This is a genomic window from Marinilabilia salmonicolor JCM 21150, assembly GCF_000259075.1.
GTDB classification, from domain to species: Bacteria; Bacteroidota; Bacteroidia; order Bacteroidales; family Marinilabiliaceae; genus Marinilabilia; species Marinilabilia salmonicolor.
The window spans coordinates 131353-150065 of record NZ_AJKI01000031.1 but is presented as its reverse complement, the minus strand read 5'-3'; the positions used below and the strand labels follow the sequence as shown (position 1 = coordinate 150065).

The 18713-nt window shown below is 44.2% G+C and carries 15 protein-coding genes; 9 read left to right on the top strand and 6 right to left on the bottom strand.

What is annotated here, in order from left to right; translation table 11 throughout:
• Window positions 1-73: 73 nt before the first annotated feature.
• The 4 genes from W7W_RS0115040 to W7W_RS0115025 all read left to right on the top strand — a co-directional run bounded on the left by W7W_RS0115040 (window position 74) and on the right by W7W_RS0115025 (window position 3742).
• The gene (locus W7W_RS0115040; RefSeq protein ID WP_010664531.1) at window positions 74-1519 is read left to right on the top strand and encodes a sodium:solute symporter; all 1446 of its coding nucleotides are present in this window, start codon (window positions 74-76) and stop codon (window positions 1517-1519) included.
• A gap of 85 nt (window positions 1520-1604) precedes the next feature.
• A complete protein-coding gene (locus W7W_RS0115035) occupies window positions 1605-2183 on the top strand; it encodes a LemA family protein (protein WP_010664530.1) in 579 nt (192 codons plus the stop codon).
• A 171-nt stretch (window positions 2184-2354) separates the two neighbouring features.
• A complete protein-coding gene (locus W7W_RS0115030; RefSeq protein ID WP_010664529.1) occupies window positions 2355-2786 on the top strand; it encodes a TPM domain-containing protein in 432 nt (143 codons plus the stop codon).
• Between the two features lie 155 nt (window positions 2787-2941).
• A complete protein-coding gene (locus tag W7W_RS0115025) occupies window positions 2942-3742 on the top strand; it encodes a TPM domain-containing protein (RefSeq protein ID WP_010664528.1) in 801 nt (266 codons plus the stop codon).
• Between the two features lie 388 nt (window positions 3743-4130).
• Here the strand turns inward: W7W_RS0115025 and W7W_RS0115020 are convergent, their stop codons facing one another.
• The 4 genes from W7W_RS0115020 to W7W_RS24015 form a co-directional block, all read right to left on the bottom strand.
• On the bottom strand, window positions 4131-4874 hold the full coding sequence (locus W7W_RS0115020) for a zinc ribbon domain-containing protein (RefSeq protein WP_234408419.1): 744 nt from the start codon (window positions 4872-4874) through the stop codon (window positions 4131-4133).
• Between the two features lie 13 nt (window positions 4875-4887).
• Window positions 4888-5985, bottom strand: coding sequence for a Nif3-like dinuclear metal center hexameric protein (locus W7W_RS0115015; RefSeq protein WP_010664526.1), 1098 nt, complete (start codon window positions 5983-5985; stop codon window positions 4888-4890).
• 52 nt (window positions 5986-6037) lie between these two features.
• Window positions 6038-6373, bottom strand: a complete 336-nt coding sequence (locus W7W_RS0115010) for a MerR family transcriptional regulator (protein ID WP_010664525.1) — start codon at window positions 6371-6373, stop codon at window positions 6038-6040.
• 334 nt (window positions 6374-6707) lie between these two features.
• The gene (locus W7W_RS24015) at window positions 6708-7679 is read right to left on the bottom strand and encodes a M23 family metallopeptidase (protein WP_010664524.1); all 972 of its coding nucleotides are present in this window, start codon (window positions 7677-7679) and stop codon (window positions 6708-6710) included.
• A gap of 296 nt (window positions 7680-7975) precedes the next feature.
• Here W7W_RS24015 and alaS point away from each other — a divergent pair, with 296 nt between their 5' ends.
• From alaS to W7W_RS0114975, 5 genes are all read left to right on the top strand, one after another.
• Window positions 7976-10609 (top strand): alanine--tRNA ligase, encoded by a 2634-nt coding sequence (gene alaS, locus W7W_RS0114995; protein WP_010664523.1) that lies wholly within the window; start codon window positions 7976-7978, stop codon window positions 10607-10609.
• A gap of 36 nt (window positions 10610-10645) precedes the next feature.
• Window positions 10646-12466, top strand: coding sequence for an AMP-dependent synthetase/ligase (locus W7W_RS0114990; RefSeq protein ID WP_010664522.1), 1821 nt, complete (start codon window positions 10646-10648; stop codon window positions 12464-12466).
• Between the two features lie 361 nt (window positions 12467-12827).
• Complete coding sequence (locus W7W_RS0114985; RefSeq protein WP_010664521.1) at window positions 12828-13202, top strand: putative signal transducing protein; 375 nt, start codon at window positions 12828-12830, stop codon at window positions 13200-13202.
• Between the two features lie 170 nt (window positions 13203-13372).
• On the top strand, window positions 13373-15457 hold the full coding sequence (gene yccS / locus W7W_RS0114980) for a YccS family putative transporter (RefSeq protein WP_238532142.1): 2085 nt from the start codon (window positions 13373-13375) through the stop codon (window positions 15455-15457).
• A 69-nt stretch (window positions 15458-15526) separates the two neighbouring features.
• Window positions 15527-17536 (top strand): urocanate hydratase, encoded by a 2010-nt coding sequence (locus tag W7W_RS0114975; protein ID WP_010664519.1) that lies wholly within the window; start codon window positions 15527-15529, stop codon window positions 17534-17536.
• Here the strand turns inward: W7W_RS0114975 and W7W_RS0114970 are convergent.
• Both W7W_RS0114970 and ispF read right to left on the bottom strand, forming a co-directional pair.
• Entirely contained in the window at window positions 17519-17848 is a 330-nt protein-coding gene (locus W7W_RS0114970; RefSeq protein ID WP_010664518.1) for a thioredoxin family protein, read from the bottom strand. The two genes, W7W_RS0114975 and W7W_RS0114970, sit on opposite strands and share 18 nt — an antisense overlap.
• Window positions 17849-18103: 255 nt before the next feature.
• Entirely contained in the window at window positions 18104-18586 is a 483-nt protein-coding gene (gene ispF / locus W7W_RS0114965; protein ID WP_010664517.1) for a 2-C-methyl-D-erythritol 2,4-cyclodiphosphate synthase, read from the bottom strand.
• Window positions 18587-18713: the final 127 nt, after the last annotated feature.

Below are 18713 nucleotides of genomic sequence, written 5' to 3'. Positions count from 1 at the left end.
GAGAGGTATTTTATCTTTTTCTCCATTCTTCCCTTAAATTTGTGAACTTTGTTTCAAAATTGAACTCGAGCTTATGGATCCGTTACTGATACTCTCACTCGTTGGTGTCTATTTTGTTGTTTTGATTGCCTTATCGGTCATTACCTCGCGCAAGGCCGATAACGACAGTTTCTTTCTGGGGAATCGGCGTTCACCATGGGTGGTGGTTGCCATTGGAATGGTAGGAGCATCCCTGTCGGGTGTTACTTTTGTTTCGGTACCCGGCTATGTAACGTCGGTAGGGTTTACCTATATGCAAATGGTTGCCGGTTTTTTTGTCGGGTACCTGGTGATTGCTTTTGTGTTGTTGCCACTCTATTACCGGTTAAATCTTACTTCTATTTATTCCTATCTCGACGGACGTTTTGGTGTCAGTTCCTATAAGTCGGGAGCATTGTTGTTTATTGCCAGTAAGCTGGTGGGAGCGGCTGCCCGTTTATATCTGATGGCGGTGGTGATGCAAATAGCCTTGTTCGACGATTTGGGAGTATCTTTTGCCACTTCGGTAGCTGTGCTGATAGGGTTGATTTACCTCTATACTTTTCGGGGAGGTATAAAAACCATTATCTGGACAGATGCACTGCAGACACTTTTGTTTCTGGTGGCAGTCGGGGTTACCATCTACCATATCGGAAATGAAATGAACCTGGGAGTATCCGGACTGATTTCAGCCATCGGCGATAGCGGTTTTTTTAAAATATTTGAATTTGAAAACTGGCATTCGTCCCAGCATTTTGTGAAGCAATTCTTTTCCGGTATTTTTATTACCATTGTCATGACCGGGCTGGATCAGGATATGATGCAGAAAAACCTGAGTTGCCGCAACCTTAAGGATGCCAGAAAGAATATATTGTCCTACGGTTTTGCTTTTGTGCCGGTCAATTTGTTGTTTCTCTCGCTGGGCGCTTTGCTGGTCGTGTTTATGCAGTTCAAAGGGATTTCCATGCCGGCCAGGGCCGATGATATCTTTCCGATTGTAGCTACGGGTGGTTATCTGCCGCTTTCGGTGGGGGTTTTGTTTTTTCTGGGATTGCTGGCAGCGGCCCTTTCGAGTGCCGATTCAGCCCTGACGGCTTTGACGACCTCATTTTCCGTAGATATTTTGAAGGTCAATCAACTGACCCCTTCCGCAGGAAAGCGCATCCGTATGTTTGTACATGTGTGTTTTGCCATCATAACAGGTTTTGTAATTATTGTTTTCAGAATGGCCGGACAGGACAGTATTATTGATACTGTTTACACATTGGCCGGATATACATACGGCCCGCTGTTGGGATTGTTTGCCTTTGGTCTTTATACCCGGCGCCGGGTCAGAGATAAAGTGGTGCCATTGATTGCCGTTCTGACACCTGTAATTACCGGAGTTATTGATTACAATGCAATGGACTGGTTCGGGTTTGGACTGGGGTTTGAGAAGCTGATGCTTAACGGAGCGATGGCTTTTGGTCTGTTGTGGATGTTTTCTCGCAAAGAGTCGTGACAGTTTGGCACTCTTAAGTTTGTGGAACCATATTTGATCGGAAAGGAACTAATCCTGATTTACACTAAACTAAAACTTTGAAACAATGAGAAGGATAAAATGGATATTGATGGCAGTGGTGATGATTCCGTTACTGTCGAGCTGTGGTTATAACACAATGGTTGAGTTGGATGAGAATGTTACTGCCAGTTGGGCGCAGGTGGAGAATGTCTATCAGCGACGCGCTGATCTGATTCCCAATCTGGTAAATACCGTGAAAGGTTATGCAGAACACGAGCAGGAAACACTTCAGGGGGTAGTGGAAGCAAGATCCAAAGCTACCAGCATCAACTTGTCGGCCGATGAACTAAACGAACAAACCCTGCAGAATTTTCAAAAAGCACAGGAAGGACTCTCTTCTGCATTGTCCCGTCTGATGGTGGTAATGGAACGATATCCCGATCTGAAGGCCAACCAGAATTTCCTGGACCTGCAGGCCCAGTTGGAGGGAACAGAGAACCGCATCGCCGTGGAGCGCCGGAAGTTCAATGAAGCCACCCGGGCTTACAATACCTACATCCGCCGTTTCCCAAGAAACCTGATTGCCGGAATGTTTAACTTTGAGAGCAAGCCCTATTTTGAGGCTGATCAGGGTGCCGATGAGGTTCCGGAAGTGCAGTTTTAAGCAGATCCTAAACGCAGGCTTTAGTATTTCTTTTGGCTTTAAGCTTCTAACAACTTCTGTCTCCTGCCTGGCGACTGATTTCCTAAGAGCTAATAGCCAACAGCTAATAGCCAGTGGATAATAGTTGTTTTGCTACTGGCTAAATTTCTTAAATCTAATAATCTATAAAATATGGCCAAACACCTCTTTACCGAAGATCAAAAAACGGAGATTGTAAATGCAATCAAAGAAGCCGAACTAAATACATCGGGCGAAATACGTGTGCACATTGAGAAATCCTGTCCGGAAGATGTCCTGGACAGGGCGGCTTTTATTTTTGAAAAGCTGAAGATGCACAAAACAGAACTGCGCAACGGAGTGCTTTTCTATCTGGCAGTAAAAGACCGGAAATTTGCCATTTTGGGCGATGCCGGTATTAATGCCAAAGTCCCTGAAGGTTTCTGGGATGAAATCAAAGAACTGATGCTCCAGCGCTTCCGGGAAGAGGATTTTCCCGGAGGATTGGTTCAGGGAATTCTCCGAAGCGGAGAACAATTAAAAGCCCATTTTCCCTATCAGAAAGATGATGTGAATGAGTTAAATGATGATATTTCTTTTGGATAAATAGTAAAAGTTATATGACAATGGCCCGTTAAACTTTTTCAAAATTCTGGAAATTAAATCTTTAAGTTTAAACGAATATTTTTGATAAAATTCAGAATGTCAATGTTATACGATTTTCCTAACCTCTAACTTCTAAAATCTAACGATTTATTGATATGAGACAAATAATAATAGCCTTAATCGGGACACTGCTGATTTCTTTTTCTTCTTTTGCACAGGATGATTTTCCACCACGTCCCGAGCCACCCCGTTTGGTGAATGATCTGGCCGGAGTCCTTGATCAACAGGTGAAAGAGCCACTGGAAAACACATTGGTGGACTTTGCCAGAGAAACCAGTACGCAGATTGCCGTGGTTACGATCTCTGATCTTGGCGGTTATGATGCCGGAGATTATGCTTTTCAGTTGGCTGAAAAGTGGGGGATAGGCCAGAAAGGCAAAGACAATGGAATTCTTATTTTGGTTCAGCCCAAAACGAGTGATCTTCGGGGGCAGGCATTTATTGCTACCGGTTACGGACTGGAGGGGGTGGTTCCCGATGCTGTAGCCAATCGCATTGTGGACAATGAAATGATACCCCGCTTTAAAGAAAATGACTATACGGGGGGCGTTTTGGCGGCAGTGCAGGTGCTGGCCAATCTCACGCGCGGAGAATATACCGCTGATGGTTATATGGACAGAACAGAAGGGGGCGGTGCTTCAGGCGCTTTGATTGTGATGATTATTTTTGGAGTGATCTTTATTTCGGCCTTCAGAAGTCAGAAGTCAAGACACAGTTCCATCGGACGTGGATTACCATTTTGGATGCTTTTATCGATGATGGGATCCGGAAGCCGGAGTCATTCCGGTAGCTGGGGGAATTTTTCTTCCGGAGGCGGCAGCTTTGGTGGAGGCGGCGGTTTTGGCGGCTTCGGTGGCGGTGGCTTTGGCGGCGGCGGTGCCGGTGGTAGCTGGTAAATGGCTTTGTGTAAGCTTTTGAATGTGATATAGACGGTAAAAAACAACTGCCGGGTAGAGGTTTGTAGGTTTTAGTTAGTTAGTTAGTTAATTAGTTATAGGGCAGAAGGCAAAAGATTGTCCCGGAGATTTGAATATAATGAAATCATGAGACCAGCCCCCGGCTTTAGTCGGGGGATTAATGATACATCGAATACAGTATGAGAGCCGGCTTTTCTTAAAATGTAAGATGTTCATTTTGTTATTTGGAATCCGGTTTGAATTTGGCTGATGTAAAGTGTGTTGTGCATAAGGTATACCTGCTTAAAGACGGGTATTATGCTCATAAAAAAAGAGCTGCTTCCAAACAATCAGAAGCAGCTCTTTTTCTATTTATTTCTTGTAGCATTTACAATTCACTATCCACCAGGATGCGACCGCAATATTCACAAACAATTACTTTTTTACGCGACTGAATATCCAGTTGACGCTGGGGAGGAATTTTGTTGAAGCAACCACCACATGCATCACGCTCAACAGTAACTACGGCAAGTCCGTTTCGAGCATTCTTGCGGATACGTTTGAATGCAGTAAGAAGACGCTCATCAATCTCTTTCTCGATATCTTTGGCTTTCTTCTTCAGTTTATCCTCGTCCTCCTGAGTGTCTGAAACAATGTTTTCCAGCTCTTTCTTTTTTGACTCCAGGTCTGCTTTTCTTTCACCCATCAACTCTTCCGAACTGGCAACTGCTTCCTGCTTTGCTTTCATTTCGGTTTCAAATTCTTTGATCCTTTTTTTGCAAAGCTCTTTTTCCAGATTCTGGAATTCAATCTCTTTATTCAGCGACTCAAACTCACGGTTGTTGCGAACGCTTGACTGCTGCGATTCGTATTTCTTAATCAGGAGGTCGGATTCTTTAATACCGTTCTTTTTGTCCTGTATGTTGTTGTTCAGGTTTTTTATCTCAGAATTCAGATTGTTGATACGGGTCTCCAGTCCTTCAACTTCGTCTTCCAGGTCCTGAACTTCCAGGGGGAGTTCTCCCCGAAGAGTACGGATTTTATCAACATCCGACATCACTTTCTGAAGATTGTACAGCGCACGAAGTCTGTCTTCCACGGTCTTCTCGCCGGTATTTGTTTTTTTATCCATTTTTGCCATTCTGCTAATAGTATTTTATGGGATTGGTAGAAACGTTCGACAAACGGACTGCAAAATTAGGGAATTTTTTTGTAAGTAACTCAAAAAAAACTTCTTTAGTAAATTGTTCGCTTTCATAATGCCCTATATCTGCAATAACGATTTTGCCATCTGCTTCTGCAAATTGATGATATTTAAAGTCGGCACTGACAAATAAGTCTGCACCTGCCTTTATGGCTTGATGCAAAAGAAAACTGCCTGATCCACCGCAAACAGCAACTTTTTTGACGGGTTTCTTTCTGAGCTCTGTATGCCTGATGCATCCAGCATTGGTTACTTCCTTTAGTTGCTTAAGAAACTCCTCTTCGGCCAGTTCATTTTCCGGTTCTCCGATGGCACCGAATCCTACCTGATTCCATACGTTTTCAAGCGGGTAGAAATCGTAGGCCACCTCCTCGTATGGATGAGTGGATAAAAGTGACTGTAAAACTTTATTTTTCAGGTGAACGGGAACAACAGTCTCAACTCTTTCCTCTTTTTCGTGATGCAATTCTCCTTGTTGGCCGGCAAAAGGGTTGGTGTTTTCTCCTGCCCGGAAGGTTCCTTCTCCCGTTAAATTGTAGCTGCAGCTGTCGTAATTACCTATGTGGCCGGCACCAGCGGTGAACAATGCATTTCTGATTTTGTCGGCATAATCCCGGGGGACAAAAGTCACCAACTTCAGCAGAAGACCTTTTCTGGGCTCCAGTATCTGAATGTTCTGTAATCCAAGTCTCCGGGCAAGTGCGGTGCTTACTCCATTTTCTACGCTGTCCAAATTGGTATGGGCAGAATAGATGGCCAGGTCATTTTTAATGGCCTTTATCAGGATTCTTTCCGGTTCATTTTTTCCGGTCAGAGTCTTTATCCCCTTGAGAGTTAAAGGGTGGTGAGCCAAAATAAGGTTGCATTGCCGGTTTATGGCTTCCTCCAAAACCTCCTCTGTTACATCCAGGGTAATGAGTACGCCTGCAATGTTTGTTTCGGGGTTACCCGTCTGCAGACCTGAATTGTCATAGTCCTCCTGAAATGCAGGAGGTGCAAATACTTCCAGTTCTTTTATTATGTTTTTTAATGGTATCATGTATCCGGCTGGTTGAGTGTTGAAATTAACTGATAATTCCTGATCAGCAGGATTAGATGTTGTCTTTAATATCGACCAGAAGAGCCCTGATGTCTTTTAAGCGTTTCACTACTTCAAAGTTGTTTTCGGTGCCTTCTTTGTTCTCTTTTAATTTTTTCTGAGCTCCTTTGAGCGTCATTCCACGCTCTTTTACCAGATGAAAAATTAGATGGAAGTTGTCAATGTCTTTTTGTGTAAATAAACGGTTCCCTTTCTTGTTTTTATGAGGCTTAATGATGTCGAATTCTTTTTCCCAGAAACGAATCAGGGATGTATTGACATCAAAAATAGAAGCAACCTCTCCGATGGAGTAATAAAGCTTTTCAATTTTTGGCTCTTTGTAGGGCATCGTTTTAGAAATTTATGGTCACCATTATACAAGAATTGCTGCCGAAAGCGTGTTTTGGCAGCAATTACAATTTTAATTCTTTTTTTTGGAGGCTGCAAATATTATTGCTGCTTCCTGATGTGGAATCGTTTTTAAATAAGCGGGTTAGTCAAATACCCGTCTATAAACTCGGGAAAGTTTGTAAAAAGTCATGTGTTTGGTCAGAAAGTGCCAGCTGCAAGGCTTGTGAAGCCGCCAAAAACGGAGTTTACTTTGGTAAATGAGTATTTTGGCGGCAAGCGTAACAGCCTGCCCCGATCCTTCGGGGACGCAAATGGTACTTTATGGACAGACACTAGTCAAATGTCTGATTGCTGTTGCTTGAAATATGAATCATTTTTTCATACTGGTCGGGTGTCAGATCCTGGAAGTAATAGTGTGCAGGATTTACAGGACGACCTTTGACTCTAACTTCGTAGTGGAGATGAGGAGCCGTGGATTTACCGGTGTTTCCTACCCAGCCTATTACATCCCCGCGCTTCACTTTTTGCCCTTTTTTTACATTAAACTCATGCATGTGGGCATAAACGGTGGAGTAACCAAATCCATGGTCAACTTCGATATGGTTGCCATAGCCTCCATGTGATCGAATGACTCTTTTAACCACTCCGTCACCAGTTGAGTAAATGTCTGTTCCGGTGGGAGCAGAAAAATCCATTCCTTCATGAAAACGCTTAACTTTGTATATGGGATCTATTCGCCATCCGTAACCGGACGCTGTACGACGAAGATCTTTGTTGGAGATTGGCTGAATGGCAGGAGTGCAACGCAGCATTTCTTCTTTGCGCAGGGTGAGGTCGATCACTTCATCAAATGATTTGCTCTGAACGTAGAGCTGTTTCATAATGACGTCAAGTTTTTCTGAAGTGTTGACCACCAGGTCCGCATTTTCCAGGTTTTCAAGGTGTTTGTATCTGTTCATACCACCAAAACCTGCTCGTCTTATTGAATTAGGAATGGAATCGGCCTGATAAATAACGCGGTAAATATTCTCATCGCGTTGTTGAATATCGTCCAGTACAATCTGGACTTGTTGAAGTTTTTTGTCTAGTATTTCGTATTGTGCCTGTAATCTGGAATTCTCGCGATTCAGTTTTTTCTCTTGCGGGCTGTCAAAAAAGTAAGAATACCCTAAGAAGTAAAAAACGCCCAATACAGCAGAAAACATGGAGTAGGTGAAAATGCGCCGAAGGAGGTAACGGGTTCCCGTCGCAATTGGCTCGTAAGTTAACGTTTCCGGATTGTATTTATACTTTGCTTTTGACATAGGGTATAATTTTGTTGCCCAAAAATAGAAAAAAAAGTTTTCAACACCTATTTATTAGAGGATTAATCTAATTTTGTAGCGTCTGAATTTTTTGTCATTATTGTACAATGTTTATTGTGGTTTAAACAAATTGTCCTTTTGGAAGTTTTTATCATATTGCTAAACAGTTGGTTGTGGCAGCAAAAAATGACTATCTTCCATTGATATGGACGGATAGTCTACGGAAAAAATAAAAAAAAGTTTAATTTTTTTGGCGGAAAGTTTTATTTCGACAACAAATTATTAATGAACAGTATATGAGAGCATCTGAGGTACGACAGAAATTTTTTGATTTTTTTAAATCCAAAGAGCACGTTATTGTGCCCTCTGCACCCATGGTTGTTAAGAACGACCCAACGCTTATGTTTACCAATGCGGGGATGAATCAGTTTAAGGATATTTTTCTGGGAAACCGGGAGCCGGCAGCGCCAAGGGTGGCAGATGCACAGAAATGTCTGAGAGTTTCCGGGAAACACAACGACCTGGAAGAGGTGGGACACGATACTTATCACCACACGATGTTCGAAATGCTGGGCAACTGGTCTTTTGGTGATTACTTCAAAAAGGAAGCCATCGACTGGGCCTGGGAATTTCTTACCGGTGAATTGAATGTTGACAAGGAGCGCCTTTATGCCACTGTATTTGAAGGGGATGCTTCCGATGGCGTTGAGCGTGATGAGGAGGCTGCTCAGTGCTGGCAGCAATATCTTCCTGAAGAACGTATTCTGAACGGGAATAAAAAAGACAATTTCTGGGAGATGGGAGAGTCCGGTCCCTGCGGACCCTGTTCTGAAATCCACATTGACCTGCGCAGCGAAGAAGAGCGCTTGAAAAAAGGCGGGCATGAACTGGTGAATAAGGATCATCCCGAGGTTATTGAAATCTGGAATCTTGTATTTATTCAGTATAACCGGAAGTCTTCTGGTGAACTGACTTCTTTGCCCCAGAAGCATGTGGATACAGGAATGGGATTTGAACGTCTCTGTCGTGTACTTCAGAAAAAAAGCTCCAACTATGACACCGATATTTTTCTGCCACTGATTCAGCAGATAGCGTCGCTTACCAATGTGAAATACGGGGCCTCAAATGATGGAGATGTGGCCATGCGGGTCATTGCTGATCATATCCGTACCATTGCCTTTTCTATTGCCGACGGGCAACTTCCGTCTAATAATAAGGCCGGGTATGTAATACGCAGGATTTTGAGGAGGGCTGTTCGGTATGCTTACACTTTTCTGAATGTCCGTAAGCCATTTTTGAGCGGTCTGTTGCCAGTGCTGATTGATGTGATGGGAGATGCTTATCCTGAGTTGAAATCACAAAAGGAATTAATCCAAAAAGTAATTCATGAAGAGGAAGAGTCTTTCTTGAAAACTTTGGCCACAGGTATAGCGCTTCTTGATAAAATTATTGCAGAAACACTGAAAGGTGAGTATAAAGTCGTGGATGGTAAAGTTGCTTTTGAATTGTACGATACTTTCGGTTTTCCGCTCGATCTTACAGAACTGATTCTTTCCGAGAAAGGGCTGGTAGTGAATCGCCGGGAATTTGAAAAGGAGATGGAAGCGCAGAAATCGCGTGCGCGGAATGCCTCTGCCGTAGAGACGGGCGACTGGGTGGTATTGCGTGATGACAAGGAAGAAGAGTTTGTGGGCTATGATTATCATGAAACGGAAGTTTACATCACCCGCTACCGACAGGTGAAGGTTAAAAATAAAGAGCAGTATCAACTGGTTTTTAATATCACTCCGTTTTATGCCGAGAGTGGAGGACAGGTTGGTGATTCAGGGATAATCACTTCAGAAGAGGAGAAAATTGAAATTATCGACACAAAAAAAGAGAATGATCTGATTATTCATATTGCTAAAAAGTTGCCGGCCAATCAGGAGGCAGCTTTCAAAGCAACGGTGAATGTGGAGAAACGTCGCAGGGCTGCAAGTAATCACACTGCAACGCACTTATTGCATAAAGCCTTAAGGGCCATGCTGGGAGATCATGTGGAACAGAAAGGATCCTTGGTGCACCCCGATTATCTGAGGTTTGACTTTGCTCATTTTCAGAAAGTCACACCCGAAGAGATTCGTCAGGTTGAGAAGATGGTAAATGCAGAAATCCGGGCAAATATTCAGGTGGAGGAGCATCGTGAGGTGCCTTTGGAGAAAGCCCGCGAAATGGGAGCCATGGCACTGTTTGGAGAGAAGTATGGGGATGTGGTGCGTACCATCGGATTTGGAGATTCTGTGGAACTTTGCGGGGGTACCCACGTACATGCTACCGGAGAGATAGGATTTTTCCGGATTATCAGTGAGGGGTCTGTATCTGCCGGTATCAGACGTATTGAAGCCGTATCGGCCGACAGAGCCGAAGAGTTGGTTTACAGTCAGTCTGATGTGCTTGAAGAGATTGCCGGACTGGTAAAAAGTAAGGGAGAATTGCGCAAAAGTATTGAAAGTTTAATCAGTCAGAATTCCAGATTGACAAAAGATCTCGAGGGAATGATGCAGAACTTTCTGAGGATTGAAAAACAGTCTGTTATTGACGGAGCTGAGAATGTTAACGGGGTAAGTGTGATCATCAGGCAGGTGAAACCCGAACTGGGTGGAAATTTGAAAGATCTGGCTTTTCAGCTTCGCAATGACCTGGATGGAGAGATGGTGGCAGTGTTGGGTTCAGAAGTTAACGGAAAACCCCAGCTTGCTGTAATTTTATCTGACAGTCTGGCCGAAAATGGGACGTTGAATGCTGTGGAACTTATTCGTTCGGTAGCTCAGGAAATTAAAGGTGGCGGAGGCGGTCAACCGTTCTTTGCGTCAGCAGGAGGGAAAAATCCTGCCGGACTTGACAGTGCCCTCTCCAAAGCCAAAGCACTGATAGAAGAAAAACTTGGATAATATCCGGCCTTATGGTCGGCAAACAGATATTTTGCAATGAGGATCGACAGGACTTTTGATTTACTGGAAAACCTTAGACTCAACCATGAAAAGTCTGATATTTTAGTTGCCAAAAGAGAGGGGAACTGGGTGAAATTCAGCACCGAGGATTATGTCCGGAATGCACGGAACTTTGCATTCGGGTTGCTGGCAATGGGCTTTAAAAAGGGTGATAAAATTGCCACTGTTTCAAACAACCGTCCCGAATGGAACTTTGTGGACATGGGAATGGCCCTGATTGGAGTGGTGCATGTTCCTGTTTATCCTACAATGGGAGATGAGGATTACAGACACATTCTTTCGCATTCCGACAGTAAAATGTTGTTGGTGTCAGATTTGCCTACCTATAAACGGTTGCTCCCTATTGCAAAGAAAATCGGAAAACTCAAAAAGGTCTATACCTTCAACCATTATGAAGATATTCCAAACTGGACAGAGGTCACCCGGGAAGGGTTTAATGCCAAGATAAAATACCGGGAGCAGTTTGATAAAGCATCTGCATCCATCAAGCCGGATGACTTATTGACCATTATCTATACTTCCGGAACCACCGGATTGCCTAAAGGGGTAATGCTCACTCACAAGAATATTCTCAGTAACATTGAAGGCGTGGAGAATCTTTACCCCCTGGATGAATCAGACAGGATTCTCAGCTTTCTTCCGCTTTGCCATGTGTATGAGCGCATGGTGAATTATCTATTTCAGAAAAAAGCCTGCAGTATTTATTATGCTGAAAATCTGGGAACAATTGCCCAGAACATGGCGGAGATAAAAGCTTCAGCTTTTGCAACGGTTCCAAGGGTAATTGAGCGTATTTATGACAGGATTGTTTCTAAAGGAGAAGAACTTAGAGGGTTTAAAAGAATGGTCTTTTTCCAGTCGCTTAAGCTTGGAGAAAAGTACCGGGTGGATGGGAAACACCATTTTTGGTATGGGATGAGGTTGTGGATAGCCCGTAAACTGGTGTTTTCGAAATGGCAAAAGATTTTCGGGGGCAATTTGAAATTTGTGATTTCAGGAGGGGCCGCTCTTCAACCACGTCTTAGTCGCTTGTTTTTTGCGGCAGGCATTCCGCTTATGGAAGGTTACGGAATGACTGAAACTTCACCGGTGATTGCTGCCAATCATCTCAGTGAACCCAACTCATTGCTCATTGGAACAGTGGGGCCAACCCTGAAAAATATAGAAGTGAAAACTGATGAGGACGGGGAGATTCTTGTGAAAGGTCCCAGTGTGATGAAAGGGTATTATAAAGACATAAAAAATACTGATGAGGTATTAGAGAAGGACGGATGGCTACACACCGGGGACATCGGAACCTTTGAAAAGGGACGCTTTCTCAAGATAACCGACCGGAAAAAGGAGATGTTTAAAACCTCCAGTGGCAAATATATTGCACCCCAGGCTATAGAGAACCTTCTGAAAGAATCGTTTTTTATTGAACAGTTGATGGTTGTCGGGGAAAATGAAAAGTTTGCAAGTGCACTCATTTCTCCGAATTTTGAGTATCTTCACGTGTGGGCCAACGGTCACCGTATTCAGTTCAGGGACAATCAGGAGCTGGTGACACACCCAAAAATTCAAAAGCTGTTTCAGAAGGAGGTGAATCAGTATAACAAATCGTTGGGAAAGACCGAGCAAATCAAACGATTCCGGCTGGTATGTGAACCCTGGGGGCCAGCAACCGGAGAGTTGTCTCCCACTTTGAAACTGAGACGCAGGGTTATTTACAACAAATATGCTGTTTTGTTACGCGACATATACAGTTATGCCCCCGATCAGGAGAACAGAGGCTCTATAAAGTTCAATGATGTGTAATGGCACAATAACATTGAAACCTAAATAGTGTTTGTCTATAAAGTCCAACTTCTGCGTTGTTGCTCAAAATCTAAATCCTCAAATACATTAGTATTCTGTGGTTTAGATTTATCACACGCCTTGAATTTGAACTTTCTATTTCAAACACTTGAAAAACGCTTAGTTTATGGACAGACATTAAATAGAGTCCGTATATAAAGTCGGGAATATTTTTTACAAGTTCTGTGTCTGTTCAGAAGGTTCTGTTTACAAGGCTTGCCATTCCCGGAAATGCGGAGTTTACCTTAGTAAATGAGTAGTTTCCGTGAATGGTATAACGCAGTAAACGGGACTTTATGGACAGACACTAAATAGCTAGAATATGGAAAATTCACTGATTACCATTGCCACCTTTGATTTTGCCGATCGGATGGGGTTGGTCAGAAGTAAACTGGAGGCTGAGGGGATTGAATGTTTTGTGCAGGATGAACTTGTTTCGCAGACTTACATAGTTAATGCAGTAGGCGGAATGAAACTTCAGGTAAGGCAGGAAGATGCCGGGCGGGCTACTCAGATTGTAAAAGAGATGGGTATTTTTGATGAGCCTGATATGCAATCATCAAGGCTGGGCGCTTTCGAGAGGGCTACCGGACGCTTTCCTTTGCTTAAAGGAATGGGGCTGGCTACCCGGTTTTTTGCCCTTTTGGTACTGATTGCTGTCATTCTTACAGTGATTTATATGCTTGCAGTGCTTTAGTCTGTTCATTCTTCTGAGAGAATTTAGCACTCCAAAATTCATCTTCGTTTCATTGATGCAATCCTGGTTAGTCAGAAATTTTTGGATTGATAACCGACTACAAAAAAAACTGTGCTGGTCGCAGATGCTTTATGGCTGTAAGAATATTTTCCCGTTTAATAAATCACAGTTTGTTTTCACGGTGGCAGCGGAATATTTGGAAGCACCCCGATATGCTGATGGCTGCCAAAGCAACTATTGTGATGGCGTTTGTTGCCATCCCGCTTGAAATTGCCGGGCTTTCTTTTTTTGCTGTAACACTCGCACTTGGGGTGCTGGCGGGTGCGTTGTCCGAAACAGATGATCATCCGCGCGGTCGGGTGAAATCTCTGCTACTAAAAGTTATTAGTTTTGGGGTTTCTAGTTTGTCGGTAGAGTTGTTGCGGCCCTGGCCGGTACTGCTGGGCATTGGTCTTGGTCTTTCCACCATTCTTTTTATTCTTGTCGGAGGTACAGGAGAACGCTACCGGGGGGTTACTTTTGGCGCCATTCTTATTGGTATTTATGCAATGATCGGGGCGGAGATTACGCCTGCCTGGTATTGGCAGCCTTTGTTGCTGCCAGGAGGAGCACTTTTTTATGGCATTATCTCACTGATTTTGTTGTATTATCGTCCCTACAGGTTGTTGGATGAACAACTGGCGCGTGGTTTTATGGCCCTTTCGGGCTATATGGATGAGAAATCGTCTCTTTTTCCCAGCGATAAGGTTCAGCAAAAGCAAGTCCGGGGGCGTCTGGCTTTGTTAAATATAGAGATGGTCAACACCCTGGAACGCATCAAAGAGGTGTTGAACAGTTACCGTGATGCCAACGAGTCAGATGAGAGGCTGACCTTAAGGTTTCATTATTTTATGATTCTTCAGGGATTGCACGAACGAGCAGCAAGTACACACGAACGATACGATTTGCTGAGCAATGAAGTTGCCAATCGTGAAGTGGTGGAGCTTGCCGGTCATACCCTTCATGAGTTGTCGCATGCTGCACGTAAGTTTGCAGATTGTTTGCTTTCCGGAACCCGGTTTTCATCCCCTTCATCTCTGAAATGGATTGTGGATGCCTTAACAGTGAAGGTGGAACAGCTTAATCTTGAGCAAACTCACCCGGTTCGTTTACTGACAGGAAACCTTACCCGGGCAGGTATCTCATTTCAGCGATTGACAGTGGAGCCTGAACAGCCAGTTCTTCCAAAACTTTCGCGTGACGAACGTTCGTTTTGGCAAAGATTCAGGTCACAGTTGTCGTTTCAGCATCCGCGTTTTCGATATGCTATTCGCCTGGCTTTGTGTTTCTGGATCGGTTTTTTTATCAGTGAATATTTTGAAATAGATAAAGGGGAGTGGATCGTTCTGACCATTCTCTTTGTTCTTCAGCCAAGTTACAGTGCCACCCGTAAGCGGCTTTTTCAGAGGGTGCTGGGGACCATAACAGGTATTGTGGGAGGGGTGCTGATAGTGAAATTACTGACATTGCCGGGACAGGTCTTGTTGATGCTTACTTCTGCCTTTTTCTTCTTTGCCTGGCTTAAAAGGCAATATTCTGTTTCTGTGGTTTTTATTACTGTTTTTGTGCTGTGTGCTTTCAATCTTATCTCAAGCCGGGGAGTGCCAGTAATGCTTCCACGACTGATTGATACTATTATTGGAGCTTTTCTGGCCCTTGGAACGGTGCGTTTTCTGTGGCCGCAATGGCAATATAAGCGATTACCGGGTCTGCTTACCGGGGCTCTTCAAAAAAACATCATTTATCTTAGAGCAATATTGGCTGAGTATGATAAAGGGACTTCTGATGACAATCTGGAATACCGGATTGCCCGCAGGGAAGCCCATCAGGCCGATAATGCCGTGGCACTCTCCTGGCAGGATATGCAGGCCGAACCCCGGAAATACAGAAAATTCCGTAAGAAAGCATTTAAGCTGACGCATCTGAATCATGCGCTGCTTTCCTTTGTTTCTGCATTTGGTGCGCACCGGGAACTTGGGCAGTCTGTAAATTCCAGGCTTTTGATCATGGGGCAAATGGTCCTTGAAATCTTTGAAAGCAATTCTTCTTCACAAGTGAAAGCGGAAGAGATTTCAGCAGTTATTCAGCAAGTTCAGGAACTTCTGAAGGCAGATCTTCCTCCTTTGGAAAGACAACAGTTTATTTTGTTGTATAACATCGCCGATATTGGAAGACAATTGCTTGTCGAAAGAAATAAGCCGGAGGAAGAACTGTGATTTGTCATGGCATTTTTGGTGAGGAGTGGCTAAATTCACCATTCAGAACTTTTTTGAATTGTTTTTACCATGCAAGATACTTTTCAACAAGCCATTCTGACCGGAATCTCCGATCAGCTACCGGAACCGCAGTCATACGATTCTTCTGTAAATCATGCTCCAAAGCGTAAAGATATTTTATCGGAAGATGAAAAAGTTTTGGCGCTAAAGAATGCGTTGCGCTATTTTCCTCCGGAATTTCATGAAGAGCTGGCTCCCGAGTTTTTGAATGAGCTTAATACCTACGGACGAATTTACATGTATCGTTTTCGGCCCCGGTATGAAATGAAGGCGCGATCTATTGATGAATATCCGCATCAATCTCAGCAGGCAGCTGCCATTATGCTGATGATTCAGAACAATCTGGATCCAAAGGTGGCTCAGCATCCTCATGAGTTGATTACCTATGGTGGCAACGGTGCTGTTTTTCAGAACTGGGCTCAGTATCTGCTTACTATGCGGTACCTGGCAACCATGACTGATGATCAGACATTGGTGCTTTATTCCGGTCATCCGGCAGGTTTGTTTCCTTCTTCCTTAAATGCGCCCCGTGTGGTGGTTACCAATGGGATGGTTATTCCTAATTATTCTTCTCCCGACGATTATGAAAGGTTTAATGCACTGGGAGTATCCCAATATGGTCAGATGACCGCCGGATCTTTTATGTATATCGGGCCGCAGGGAATTGTGCATGGAACAACCATTACCATTATGAATGCCCTTAGGCGTCCTGGAAGTAAGGGGGCTGGAGAAGGTGCTTTGTTCGTCACTGCCGGACTGGGAGGAATGTCCGGTGCTCAGCCAAAAGCGGCCAATATTGCCGGCTGTGTGAGTGTTACGGCAGAGGTAAACCCTAAGGCCGTGGAGACCCGCTACCAGCAGGGCTGGGTAGATGAGGTTATTGACAATATGGATGCCCTGGTCAACAGGGTAACAAAAGCTGTTGAGAACAGAGAAACAGTTTCTATAGCCTTTCAGGGCAATATTGTGGAGGTTTGGGAACGATTTGCCAAAGAAAACATTAAGGTGGATATCGGATCTGACCAGACCTCGTTGCATAACCCGTGGGCTGGGGGGTATTATCCTGTGGATTTGACTTTTGATGAAGCGAATCGGATGATGGTGGAAGAACCTGATTTGTTTAAAGAGAAAGTGAGGACTTCACTCCGGCGTCAGGTGGAGGCCATCAATAAGTTGTCGGCCCGGGGCATGTACTTCTTTGACTATGGAAATGCATTTTTGCTGGAAAGCAGTCGGGCAGGAGCAGATGTGCTTAACGAAAAGGGCGGTTTTCGCTATCCTTCCTATGTGCAGGATATTATGGGACCTTTGTGTTTCGATTACGGTTTTGGTCCTTTCCGGTGGGTTTGCACATCAGGTACAACAGATGATCTTTCTGAGACGGACCGGATAGCTGCAGAAGTGTTGGCAGAGATGAAAAATGAGGCTCCTCCTGAAATTGCACAACAAATAGGAGATAACCTTCACTGGATACGTGAAGCTGAGTCAAATCGTCTTGTTGTGGGTTCTCAGGCAAGAATATTATATGCCGATGCAGAGGGGCGCATACGCATTGCCGAAGCGTTTAACATGGCCGTGGCCGAAGGGCGTTTGAAAGCTCCGGTGGTGCTTGGCAGAGATCATCATGATGTCTCCGGAACCGATAGTCCGTTTCGGGAAACCTCCAATATTTATGACGGTTCAGGATTTACAGCCGATATGGCCGTTCAAAATGTCATTGGAGATGCCTTCAGGGGTGCCACCTGGGTGAGTTTACACAACGGCGGAGGTGTAGGTTGGGGAGAGGTAATAAACGGAGGTTTCGGGATGGTGCTGGATGGATCTCCGGAAGCTTCCGAACGATTGAAGAGCATGCTTTTCTGGGATGTGAACAACGGCATTAGCAGACGAAGCTGGGCCCGAAACGGGGGCGCTGTTTTTGCAGCCCGCAGGGCTATGGAAAAAGAACCTCGTTTGAAGGTGACTTTGCCCAATATGGCTGATGAAGAACTGCTTTTCCGGCTATTCAAAAATCATTGAGTAGGGGCGTTGTATTGACTGCTCCAACTCTCCGAGTCCGATGTTGCGGCTGAAACGGTAGGTTTCACGACCATCAAAAAACACCAGTACGGTAGGCACTGCAAATACCCGGTTTTGTGCGGCAACTTCTGCCTGGTTCACTGTATCGCTGTAATACATTGCCATCTGGGGGAATTTCTCCTCCAGCAGACTTTGCACTTTAGGCTTTAATACCTTGCATACATTGCATTGTTCATGTGAGAAATAAACCAGTATGGCTGCTTCTTCTTTTACAACTTCATTGAAGTGATCTATTGATGATATTGTATTCATTTGTGAATATTTAGTGTCTGTCCATAAAGTACCATTTGCGTCGTTACGCTTGCCGCCAAAATACTCATTTACCCAAGTAAACTCCGTTTTTGGCGGCTTGCGCCACCGCTAAAGCTTTAGGCGGCACGCGGTCGCAAGCCTTGCAATTGGCACTTTCTGACCAGACATATGACTTTTACAAATTTTCCCGACTTTATAGACGGGCACTATTTATCGCTAATGAACTAATGAGTTGGTGAACTAATGAACTGACGGCTACGAGCTAACAGCTAACAGCACCGTTGCATAGGCCGAGATCCCTTTGCCTTCACCCACAAATCCGAGTTTCTCGGTGGTGGTTGCTTTAACCGATACTTTTAATGCGTCCACACTCATTACGCGGGCCAGTGTTTTTTGCATTTCGGGAATAACAGGATTTATTTTTGGTTTTTGCAGGCAGATGGTGGAATCCAGATTTCCCAGTTCATACCCTTCATTCCGGATGATTTCCATGGTTTTTTGGAGCAGGATTTTGCTGTCTATTCTTTTCAGTGCCGGATCTGTGTCGGGGAAGTGGTAACCGATGTCACGGAGATTCAGGGCGCCCAATAGTGCATCGCAAATGGCATGAATCAGCACATCTCCGTCGGAGTGGCCCACAGAGCCTTTTTCATAAGGGACTTCGATGCCACCGATCCAGAGTTTATAGCCTTCGGATAGTTGATGCACATCATATCCCATTCCAATACGTATTGACATATCTTAATTTTTAGATTGCAAAAATACAAAAAAAAGGACTGTAACGAAAAGCTTCGTTCAGCCCCGGGGGGGTATAGGCAGAAGATAGAAGGCAGAAGAGAAAGTCTTTTCAAATTAAGGTGTCACC

Excerpts from the sequence above, each read along its gene's own strand:
- W7W_RS0115040 (WP_010664531.1), top strand. The coding sequence starts at position 74 with ATGGATCCGTTACTGATACTCTCACTCGTTGGTGTCTATTTTGTTGTT.
- W7W_RS0115035 (WP_010664530.1), top strand. The coding sequence starts at position 1,605 with ATGAGAAGGATAAAATGGATATTGATGGCAGTGGTGATGATTCCGTTA.
- W7W_RS0115030 (WP_010664529.1), top strand. The coding sequence starts at position 2,355 with ATGGCCAAACACCTCTTTACCGAAGATCAAAAAACGGAGATTGTAAAT.
- W7W_RS0115025 (WP_010664528.1), top strand. The coding sequence starts at position 2,942 with ATGAGACAAATAATAATAGCCTTAATCGGGACACTGCTGATTTCTTTT.
- W7W_RS0115020 (WP_234408419.1), bottom strand. The coding sequence starts at position 4,874 with ATGGATAAAAAAACAAATACCGGCGAGAAGACCGTGGAAGACAGACTT.
- W7W_RS0115015 (WP_010664526.1), bottom strand. The coding sequence starts at position 5,985 with ATGATACCATTAAAAAACATAATAAAAGAACTGGAAGTATTTGCACCT.
- W7W_RS0115010 (WP_010664525.1), bottom strand. The coding sequence starts at position 6,373 with ATGCCCTACAAAGAGCCAAAAATTGAAAAGCTTTATTACTCCATCGGA.
- W7W_RS24015 (WP_010664524.1), bottom strand. The coding sequence starts at position 7,679 with ATGTCAAAAGCAAAGTATAAATACAATCCGGAAACGTTAACTTACGAG.
- alaS (WP_010664523.1), top strand. The coding sequence starts at position 7,976 with ATGAGAGCATCTGAGGTACGACAGAAATTTTTTGATTTTTTTAAATCC.
- W7W_RS0114990 (WP_010664522.1), top strand. The coding sequence starts at position 10,646 with ATGAGGATCGACAGGACTTTTGATTTACTGGAAAACCTTAGACTCAAC.
- W7W_RS0114985 (WP_010664521.1), top strand. The coding sequence starts at position 12,828 with ATGGAAAATTCACTGATTACCATTGCCACCTTTGATTTTGCCGATCGG.
- W7W_RS0114975 (WP_010664519.1), top strand. The coding sequence starts at position 15,527 with ATGCAAGATACTTTTCAACAAGCCATTCTGACCGGAATCTCCGATCAG.
- W7W_RS0114970 (WP_010664518.1), bottom strand. The coding sequence starts at position 17,848 with ATGAATACAATATCATCAATAGATCACTTCAATGAAGTTGTAAAAGAA.
- ispF (WP_010664517.1), bottom strand. The coding sequence starts at position 18,586 with ATGTCAATACGTATTGGAATGGGATATGATGTGCATCAACTATCCGAA.